We start from the raw sequence: 4,686 nt of genomic DNA on the forward strand, positions 1-4,686 counted from the left end.
GAAGGCGCCCGCGGACAATCCCCACTCAGTTCAGCACTCCGCCCAGCAAGCGCAGCAGGTCCCCGGTGGCGTCCGCCGCGCACAGGGGTGGCAGGGCGCCCAGGGCGAGGATCGCCGCGGCGATGGTGCGCAGGTGCGGGGGCGGGGTCGCCTGTAGGGCGGCGATGCGGCGGGTGACGGTGCGGTCGGTGAAGCGCAGGGCGCAGCCCTGGCCGTGCGCGACGAGGGCGGCGCGGGCCAGCGCGCGAGCCGTGGTGCCGCGGTCGCCCACCGCGCCGGCGGCCTGTTCGTCGGCCCAGCGTTCCACCAGGTAGGCGACGCTCGTCCGGACCGGCACGAGCAGCGGGTTCGCCGCCGCGGCGAGGCCGGCCGCACGGACCAGCAGGGCGTGCCGGTGAGCGAGATGGGCTCGCTCGTGGGCGAGCAGGACCCGGCGTTCGGCGGGGCGCAGGGCGGCCAGCATCGCCGAGGTGACCAGGATCCGGCCCGGGGTACCGGGGACGGCGAAGGCCTGCGGCCGCGGTGAGGCGGCGACGATCAGTTCGGTGCCCGGCGGATGCCCCTCGCACAGACGGCGCAGCGTGCGCCGGGTCGCCCGCTCGGCCCGGACCGCGCGCAGCACGCGGCAGACGGCGACCGTGAGCAGCGCCAGCGCGAGGACGGCGACCGCCCCGGGGACCGGTTCCGGCAGCACCCGGCCGTCCTCGCGGGCGTCGGCGACGACCGGCGGGGCCTGCCCGACGAGCGTGACGGTCAGCAGCCCCAGCGCCCAGGTGGTCGCGCCCGCGGTGAGGACGGCGGCCGCGGTCAGGGCCCGGGCCGCCTGCGCGGGCGCCAGCGACCGGGCGACCGGGCGGCTGACGGCGGCGAGCAGCAGGGACAGCAGCACCGGGGTGTAGACGTCGATCCTCATCTCGTCCTTCCCGTCCCCCGCCGAGCCGCGGCGGCGCCGTCAGACACCGCCCTCACCCAGCAGCTCGCGCAGGGCCGTCTCCTCCTCCGGGCTCAGACCGGTGACGAACTGCTGCAGCGCGGCTATCGGGTCGGGCCCCCGGTCCAGGGCCTGGTGCATGGCCTCGGCGGTCATCTGGGCCGCGTTCTTCGCCGGGCGGTACGCGCCGCGCCGCCCGTCGGCGTCCCGCAGGACGAGGCCCTTGTCGTGCAGGCGCCGCAGGATGGTGTGCACGGTGTTGTAGGCGAGGTCGCCGTCCAGCTCGGCCTGGATCTCGGCCGGGGTCAGGGGCCGGTCGGTCGCCCACAGCGCGGCGAGGACCTCGCTCTCCAGCTCACCGGGGCTGCGTCGCTCGGCTCTGCCGCGAGGAGTCGTGCCTGCCATGGCCACCACCTTACGGCGCGTAGGGTTCGGCGGTCATCGACTCGCACCTCCCCCTTACCCGCCTCCGACATCGCCCCGACCTACAGCCTGTAGGGTGACCTCCAACCCTACAACGTGTAGGGACCGGAGGGAATGGACGATGCCAAGGGCCTCCGACGCCGCAGCCGCACCTTCACGCACCCGGACCCCCGGTGCCGCCCCACCCCCAGGGTCACCTCCGGCTCCCCGGACGGGCGAGCGACGGCTCCTGGCCGTGGCGGGCGCCTTCGCCCTGCTCCAGCTCGTGATCGTGCGCCCCGGGCTGGGCCTCGGCTGGGACGAGACGGTGTACGTCAGCCAGGTCAGCGGCCACGCTCCGGCTGCCTTCTTCAGTGCCCCGCGCGCCCGGGGCATCACCCTGCTGGTGGCCCCGGTCGCCTTCTGGTCGTCGTCGACCCCGTTGCTGCGGGTGTACCTGGCCGTACTGGCGGGCGCCGGCCTGTACGGGGCCCTGCGGGCCTGGCTCGGCCTGTTCCCGCCCCGCGTCCTCGCGGCCGGCGGCGCCCTCTTCGCCACCCTCTGGATCACCCTCTTCTACGGCCCCCAGGCCATGCCCAACTACTGGGTGGCCGTGGGCGCCCTGGCCGCCGTGGGCTTCTTCCTTCGGGCCCGCCGCGACCGCACCCGGCGTGCACCCCTGTGGGGCCTGGCCGCGGCGGCCGCGCTGACGGCCTGGATGCGACCCACGGACGCCGTCTGGACGAGCCTCCCCCTCCTTGCCCTGGCCCTCCGCGACCGCCGCCCGCGCCTCCTGCTCGCCCTCCTCGGCGGCATGGCGGCGGGCGCGCTCGAATGGGTCGTCGAGGCGTACGTCAGGTACGGCGGCCTGGGCGCCCGGCTGAGCGCCGGTTCCCGCATCGAGGGCGGCCTGGGCCTGCACAACGCCGTGACCGACCAGCTCCGCAGTCTCGGCGGACGCGCCCTGTGCCGTCCGTGCACCGGCGCCGTGCCGAGCGCGCCGGTGATCGCCTGGTGGTTCGTCCTGCCGCTGCTCGCCGCGGCCGCGCTGGTCATCGCGGTACGGGCCCGCCGTACGACCGTCACCGCGCTGCCCCTCGCCTGCGCGGTCACCGCGTCCGTGCCGTATCTCTTCCTCATCGGGTACGCGGCTCCCCGCTTCCTGCTTCCCGCGTACGCCCTGCTCGCGATCCCGGTCGCCGACGCACTGTGGTTCCTGGTCACGGCCGCTGCGGGGCGGTGGCGACCGGTGGTCGTGACCCTGGTGGCGGTCGGACTGGCCGCTCATGTGGCCGTGCAGCTGGCGGTGGTGGACAGAGCGGTGTCCCGTACGACGACCGCCCACCGCTCCTGGGTCCGCAGCGCCACGGAACTGCGCCACCTGGGCGTCTCCCCGCCCTGTCTGCTGACCGGCGGCGACTCCGTACCCATCGCCTTCCAGGCAGGCTGCGCCTCCGCGTACACCGCCGGTCACGACGCCGGCACCACGGCCGGTGCCCTCACGCGCACCGCCCGCCGCATCCCGGTCGCCCTCCTCGCGGCGAGCCCGGGTCACCTGCCGTCCTACGCCCACGGCTGGCGACTGCACCGCCTGTCGGACGGCTACGCCTACGTGGCGCCCGGCGCCCCGCGGGAACGGCAGGGCGCATGAGCACGCAGACCGGTGCCGCCCTGGACGCGGGGCGGCGGGTGCCCTGGCAGACCCTGGTGGCCGGCGGCCTGCTGGCGGGGGCCGTGGTGATCGCCGTACGGCACTGGCCCGTACTGGACGCCGGTGCCGACCGGCTGGTCGTCGCCGACCGGGGGTGGCTGCTGCTGGCCGCGGTGCTCACCGTGCCGACCTGGGTGTGCTCGGCGCTCACGGTACAGGGCGCGGTGCGGGAGGCGTTGCCCGCGCGACGGCTGGTGGCCGTGCAGTTCGCGGCGTCGGCGGCCAACCACGTCCTGCCCGCCGGGTTGGGGGCCGGTGCCGTCAATCTGCGGTTTCTGCTGCGCTGCGGGCTGACACCGGGGCGGGCCGCGACGGCCCTCGCGGTCCGCGGCACCGCGGGCGCGGTCGTGCGGTGCGTGCTGATCGCGGTGCTCGCCGTGGCCTGTCCCGGGGTGCTGCGGCTGCCGTCGGTGCACGGGACGACACTGCTGCTCGCCCTCGTGGGGACGGCCGCCGCCGGCTGCGCGGCCGTGGCGTCGGCTCGGCTGACCCGGGTGCGGCGGTGGCTGGCGTGCACGGTGGCCGATGTGCGGGGTGTCCATGAACGCGCGCCGCGTGCGGCGGCCCTGTGGGGCGGTTCGCTGGCCTTCGCCGTGCTCCACACGGGGATCGTGCTCGCCGTCGTACGGGCCCTGGAACTGCCGCTGCCGGCGGGACGGGTCGCGCTCGCGTATCTCGCCGCGAGCAGTGCCGCCGTACTGCTGCCGACGCCCGGTGGGCTCGGGTCGCTGGACGCCGCGCTCGCCTGGACGCTGACGGCGGCCGGGGCTCCGGCCGGGGCGAGCCTGTCCGCGGTGCTCGGCTACCGGTTGCTCACGGTGTGGCTTCCGCTGGTGCCGGGGCTGTTGGTGCTCGCCGGGCTGGTGCGCACGAAGGCGCTGTAGAGGCGGCGGTGGAGCCGGAGGGTCATGACAGGCGGTGGCCGATGCCGCGGGTGGTGGCAATGGTCAGGTCGCTGCCGGCCGCGCGCAGCTTGCGGCGCAGCCGGGTCAGGTACTGGTCGAGGGTGTTGTCGCTGACCTGGGCGCCTTCCGCCCAGGCGGCCCGGACGAGGTCCCGGCGGCTCACGTTCTCCCCGGGCGTCGCCATGAGCGTGGCCAGCAGCCGGAACTCCGTCGGCGTGAGATCGGCCGCCGTGCCGCGGACGGTCAGGCGGTGCCGTACGGCGTCCAGTACCAGGTCCCCGGCCGTGGCGTGGGGCGTGGGCACGGCGCGTCTGAGGGCGAAGCGCAGGCGGGCGGCCAGTTCGGCGAGGTGGAAGGGCTTGGGGAGACAGTCGTCGCCACCCGCGAAGAAGCCGGACGGGCGGTCGGTCAGGCCGTGGCGTGCGGTGAGGAAGACGACCGGGAAGGAGAAACCGTTGGCGCGCAGCGCCTGGCGGACGTCCCGCCCGTCCGCGTCCGGGAGCCCGACGTCCAGCACGGCCGCGGCGACCTCGGCCCCGGCCAGCCGCAACGCGGTCGCTCCGTCGGCCGCGGGCAGGGGCGCGAACCCTTCGTCCCGCAGCCCACGCACCAGCACGTCACGCAGGCCGTGATCGTCCTCGACGACCAGGATCTTGGGGGGCATGGTCCTCCGTCAGGGGTTCGGGACAGGCGCGGGGGCTGACCGTGGGCGGTCGGGTGCGGGTGGAGGCGAGGGA

The 4,686-nt window shown here is 76.0% G+C and carries 5 protein-coding genes; 2 read left to right on the top strand and 3 right to left on the bottom strand.

The genetic code is table 11. The annotated features are described in order from the left end of the window. Positions 1 to 25: 25 nt before the first annotated feature. Positions 26 to 913 carry a M48 family metalloprotease gene (locus GRC12_RS42025; protein ID WP_208785713.1) on the bottom strand — a complete coding sequence of 296 codons (888 nt, stop codon included), beginning with the start codon at positions 911 to 913 and terminating at the stop codon, positions 26 to 28. A gap of 39 nt (positions 914 to 952) precedes the next feature. Continuing rightward, the gene (locus GRC12_RS42030; RefSeq protein WP_208785714.1) at positions 953 to 1,336 is read right to left on the bottom strand and encodes a BlaI/MecI/CopY family transcriptional regulator; all 384 of its coding nucleotides are present in this window, start codon (positions 1,334 to 1,336) and stop codon (positions 953 to 955) included. A 139-nt stretch (positions 1,337 to 1,475) separates the two neighbouring features. Here GRC12_RS42030 and GRC12_RS42035 point away from each other — a divergent pair, with 139 nt between their 5' ends. Both GRC12_RS42035 and GRC12_RS42040 read left to right on the top strand, forming a co-directional pair. After that, on the top strand, positions 1,476 to 2,984 hold the full coding sequence (locus GRC12_RS42035; protein WP_244374600.1) for a hypothetical protein: 1,509 nt from the start codon (positions 1,476 to 1,478) through the stop codon (positions 2,982 to 2,984). Next, complete coding sequence (locus tag GRC12_RS42040) at positions 2,981 to 3,928, top strand: lysylphosphatidylglycerol synthase transmembrane domain-containing protein (protein ID WP_208785716.1); 948 nt, start codon at positions 2,981 to 2,983, stop codon at positions 3,926 to 3,928. The genes GRC12_RS42035 and GRC12_RS42040 overlap by 4 nt, the downstream gene beginning before the upstream one ends. 22 nt (positions 3,929 to 3,950) lie before the next feature. Here the strand turns inward: GRC12_RS42040 and GRC12_RS42045 are convergent, their stop codons facing one another. Beyond that, a complete protein-coding gene (locus tag GRC12_RS42045) occupies positions 3,951 to 4,613 on the bottom strand; it encodes a response regulator transcription factor (protein WP_208785717.1) in 663 nt (220 codons plus the stop codon). Between the last annotated feature and the right edge of the window lie 73 nt (positions 4,614 to 4,686).

Source organism: Streptomyces griseorubiginosus (assembly GCF_017614965.1).
In the GTDB taxonomy this organism is placed as follows: Bacteria; Actinomycetota; Actinomycetes; order Streptomycetales; family Streptomycetaceae; genus Streptomyces; species Streptomyces griseorubiginosus_B.

What these genes read in the sequence shown, in the direction of transcription:
- GRC12_RS42025 (WP_208785713.1), bottom strand. Translation starts at nt 913, where the DNA reads ATGAGGATCGACGTCTACACCCCGGTGCTGCTGTCCCTGCTGCTCGCC.
- GRC12_RS42030 (WP_208785714.1), bottom strand. Translation starts at nt 1,336, where the DNA reads ATGGCAGGCACGACTCCTCGCGGCAGAGCCGAGCGACGCAGCCCCGGT.
- GRC12_RS42035 (WP_244374600.1), top strand. Translation starts at nt 1,476, where the DNA reads ATGCCAAGGGCCTCCGACGCCGCAGCCGCACCTTCACGCACCCGGACC.
- GRC12_RS42040 (WP_208785716.1), top strand. Translation starts at nt 2,981, where the DNA reads ATGAGCACGCAGACCGGTGCCGCCCTGGACGCGGGGCGGCGGGTGCCC.
- GRC12_RS42045 (WP_208785717.1), bottom strand. Translation starts at nt 4,613, where the DNA reads ATGCCCCCCAAGATCCTGGTCGTCGAGGACGATCACGGCCTGCGTGAC.